4 protein-coding genes are annotated in these 2983 nt (G+C 70.1%); all 4 read right to left on the reverse strand.

What is annotated here, in order from left to right; all coding sequences use genetic code 11:
- Positions 1-338: PAS domain-containing protein (locus tag VF139_11905; protein ID HEX6852094.1), on the reverse strand; the 338-nt coding region annotated here is incomplete at its 3' end.
- Between the two features lie 148 nt (positions 339-486).
- The gene (locus VF139_11910; GenBank protein HEX6852095.1) at positions 487-687 is read right to left on the reverse strand and encodes a dodecin family protein; all 201 of its coding nucleotides are present in this window, start codon (positions 685-687) and stop codon (positions 487-489) included.
- A gap of 160 nt (positions 688-847) precedes the next feature.
- Positions 848-1756 (reverse strand): sugar phosphate isomerase/epimerase, encoded by a 909-nt coding sequence (locus VF139_11915; GenBank protein HEX6852096.1) that lies wholly within the window; start codon positions 1754-1756, stop codon positions 848-850.
- Positions 1753-2983: Gfo/Idh/MocA family oxidoreductase (locus VF139_11920; GenBank protein ID HEX6852097.1), on the reverse strand; the 1231-nt coding region annotated here is incomplete at its 5' end. The genes VF139_11920 and VF139_11915, both read right to left, overlap by 4 nt.

A 2983-nucleotide genomic window follows, 5' to 3' on the forward strand; every position in this document is an offset into this window, starting at 1 on the left:
GGCCCGCAGGCGACGACACGGCCCTCGTAGTCGCGCTCCTCCGCGCGAAGCTCCATCGAGTACTCGATCTGCTGGACCTCCTGCTCGGCCACCGCCCGCCTGCCCGCCTCGAGGATCGCCTCGGCGACGTGGGGAGGGAGCCGCTCGTGGACGCTCCGGCCGATGACCTCCTCCGCGGGCGTCATCAGGTCCTCCTCGGAGTCGACCTTGAAGCCGCGGTAGATCCCGTCCGTGCCGATGCGGAAGATCGGGTCCGGGATCGCGGCGACGAGGGCGCGCGCGGTCGTGTCGCTCGTCGCGGGGCGGTCGAGCCTCTCGTCCGTCGGCGGCGCGGTCACCCGTCACTTGTAGCAGCCGCTGGATTCGGAGACGCGGACCAGGACGAGGCACTTGCGGCGCCGAAGGCGACGCCTTCAAGGCGCTGCCCCGCCGAAGACGGGGATCCGAGCGGCGGAATCCGCTTCTGCGGATTCCGCCTTGCGACAACTAATCCAGGATGAAGCTGACTCGCATGGTGACGCGGAACTCGGTCACCTGGTCGTTCTCGACCACGAGGCTCTCCTCCGAGACCCACGCGCCCTTGATCCCGTGGACCGTCTCCGATGCCTTGGCGATCCCGGCCTTCGCGGCCTCGGCGAAGCTGGTCGGGGACGACGCGGTGATCTCGATCACCTTGGCGACGCTCATCGGTGCCTCCTCTGTCGGGGACTGGCTGGATTCTCCTACCCCGGCGCGGCGTTGGGCAAGCGCCGGTGCTCGCGCGAGCCACGACGGGCGAGGCTGAAGCACACGTTCGGGGCTCGTGACGGTCGGGGCGTGGCTTCAGCCTCGCCCCTTTCCGTACGACTCAATGCAGGTAGGGGCTAAGGGTGTCCCGCGCGATGAGGAAGCCGCGCTTGACGAGGTCCTCGGTCTTCTCGAAGGCGCGGTCCTCGTGCTCGACCGAGACGACGCCGTCGTAGCCCACGCGGTAGAGCTGCGAGAGGAAGCGATCCCAGCGCACCTCGCCGAGGCCGGGGAGGCGCGGGATCTGCCAGCCCATGCCGAGTGACACGACGCCGTTGCGGTAGAGCCCCTCGCGGTCGACCTCCATGTCCTTCGCGTGGACGTGCAGGATCCGTGAGGCGTAGTCGCGCACGACGCGCTCGTGGTCGATCCCGAGCCAGACGAGGTGGGAGGGGTCGAGGTTGAGGCCGAAGCGCGTCGAGGGGACGATCGTGAACATCTCGTCCCAGACGGCGGGGGTCGAGGCGAGGTTCGTGCCGCCTGGCCACTCGTCCCAGCTGAAGATCATCGGGCAGTTCTCGATCGCGATGTTCACGCCCTTCCCTTCGGCGTACGCGACGAGCCGCGGCCACACCTTCCGGAACTCGCGGAAGTTGTCCGGGACGTTCTTCGTCTGGTCGCGCCCGACGAACGTGCCCACCGTCGGCACGCCGAGCTTCGCGGCCGCGTCGATCACCTTCCGCACGTGGGTGTTCGCGTCGCGCCGCTCGCCCGGATCGGGATGGAGATTGTTCGGGTAGTACGCGAGCGAGGAGATCTCGAGCCCGTTCCGGTCGAGGACGTCGCGCACCTTGCCCACGTCGAGCCGTGCGACGTCGATGTGCGAGACCCCGGCGTAGCGGCGACGCTCGCCGCCCGCCGCGGGCCAGCAGGCGACCTCGAGCATCTCGAACCCGTTGTCCGACGCCCAGGAAGCGACGCGCTCGAGGCGCATGCGCGGAAACGCGGCGGTCAGCAGGCCAAGCTTCATGTCGGAACCTCCACCCATCGTCGCTCGGCATTGGAGCGGGCGATCGCGTCGCCCAGGACGTTCGCGCGGTGCCCGTCCGCGAACGTCGGGTAGTCGGGCTCGGCCGGCGGCGAGTCCGCGGCGACCGCCGCGTAGACGCTGCGATAGAGCTCGCGGAAGGTGTCGACCCAGCCTTCGGGATGGCCGGCCGGGAGAGAGGTGTGGCCGGCGGCGGTCGGCTGCATCACTGCGCCGTTTCGCTGCAGCACGCCGTTCGGCTCGTCGCGATGCCCGAGCCAGAGCTCCTCGTGTCGCTCGGCGTTCCAGGCAAGTGCCGCCTCCGACCCGTCGACCTCGAAATGAATGTGGTTCTTGCGTCCCGCGGCCCCCTGCGAGACCTTGAACGCGCCGCGCGCGCCGCCCTCGAAGCGGACGAGCACGTGGCCGAGGTCCTCCGTCGCCATCGGAGCGTCCACGCGCTCCACGTCGTCGGCGCTCGCGAACGTCTCGACCTCGCCGACCGGACGGCGGCGAACCGGGACGGTCGTGTGCAGGTCGGCGCAGACCTCCACGATCCGCCGGCCGCTGACGAATTGCGCCATGTCCATCCAGTGCGAGCCGATGTCGCCGATCGCGCGGAGCGCGCCGCCCTTCTCCGGTTCGAGTCGCCAGTTCCAGTCGGTGGGGTAGAGGAGCCAGTCCTGGAGATAGCCGCCGTGGACGTTCCAGACCTCCCCGACGCCCCCCGACGCCACCCGAGCTCGCGCCTCGAGGACGAGCGGGAAGAAGCGAAGGTTGAAGTTGGTGCAGTGGACGAGCCCGCTCGTCTCCGCCAGCCGGAGCAGCTCGCCCGACTCCTCGGAGGTCATCGCGAGCGGCTTCTCGCAGACGACGTGCTTCCCCGCCTCCAGCACCTGCTTGACCTGGGGGTGATGGAGGTGGTTCGGCGTGGTCAGGTGGACGACGTCGACCGAGGGGTCCGCGAGGAGCGCCTCGAGCGAGTCGTAGACGGGTGCGAGCCCCTTCGCGGCGGCACGCTCGGGCGACGAGCCGACGACCCCCGCGACGTCGATGCCGAGCAGGCGCAGCGCATGGACGTGGACGACCCCGACGAACCCGGTGCCGACGACGCCCGCGCGGAGGGAAGGGGGAAGGCTCGAGGTCACGCCGCGTACGCTACTGCGGATGCCGACGCCGGTCTCCGGTTCCCCGCCCGCAGGCTCGTTCGACGCCGCTGCCTGGCAGGAG

The organism is Candidatus Polarisedimenticolaceae bacterium, from assembly GCA_036376135.1.
Taxonomy (GTDB): Bacteria; Acidobacteriota; Polarisedimenticolia; order Polarisedimenticolales; family DASRJG01; genus DASVAW01.

What these genes read in the sequence shown, in the direction of transcription:
- VF139_11910 (HEX6852095.1), bottom strand. Translation starts at nt 687, where the DNA reads ATGAGCGTCGCCAAGGTGATCGAGATCACCGCGTCGTCCCCGACCAGC.
- VF139_11915 (HEX6852096.1), bottom strand. Translation starts at nt 1,756, where the DNA reads ATGAAGCTTGGCCTGCTGACCGCCGCGTTTCCGCGCATGCGCCTCGAG.